At 39.5% G+C, this 433-nt stretch carries 1 protein-coding gene; it reads left to right on the top strand.

Translation table 11 applies throughout. From position 1 onward, the window contains the following. A partial coding sequence (locus D7Y04_RS44815; RefSeq protein WP_158627699.1) for a hypothetical protein occupies positions 1-433 on the top strand: 433 nt, incomplete at both ends.

Genomic DNA, 433 nt, shown 5'->3' with positions numbered 1-433 from the left:
CCAACTCTTTCGTCGTCTTCGAACTCGCCAACAACGCATCTCACCTGTGCAAGAAGCTTTGTCACAGATCAATACACGTGTGACGAGCAATGATCAAAAAAAGAAATCAGGATTGACATTGCCTTGGTGGTGTTTGTTTCTTGTTTATGGTCTCTGTTTGATATTAGTGATTCTTTTGATGTTCTTCATCATCGTTCCCGGAATTGAATTTGGTGATTTGAAAACTCAACAATGGTTAGCATCGATTCTCACTGGATTTTTCTCTTCGATTCTCATCAGTCAACCAATGAAAATCATCTCGTCGGCGATATTCTTCGCCTTTTTTTCTCGGAATGATAACAGTGATGAAGAAGCGAATGAATATCTCGATGAAAATCAACTGCACTTTGAGATTGATGGAGATCCAAACGAGGTTTGTTTGTTAGGAGAGTTG

This window comes from Corallococcus sp. AB038B (genome assembly GCF_003668955.1).
Classification (GTDB): domain Bacteria; phylum Myxococcota; class Myxococcia; order Myxococcales; family Myxococcaceae; genus Corallococcus; species Corallococcus exiguus.
The sequence above is the reverse complement of the archived record's forward strand: the minus strand, read 5'-3'. Positions and strand labels throughout refer to the sequence as shown.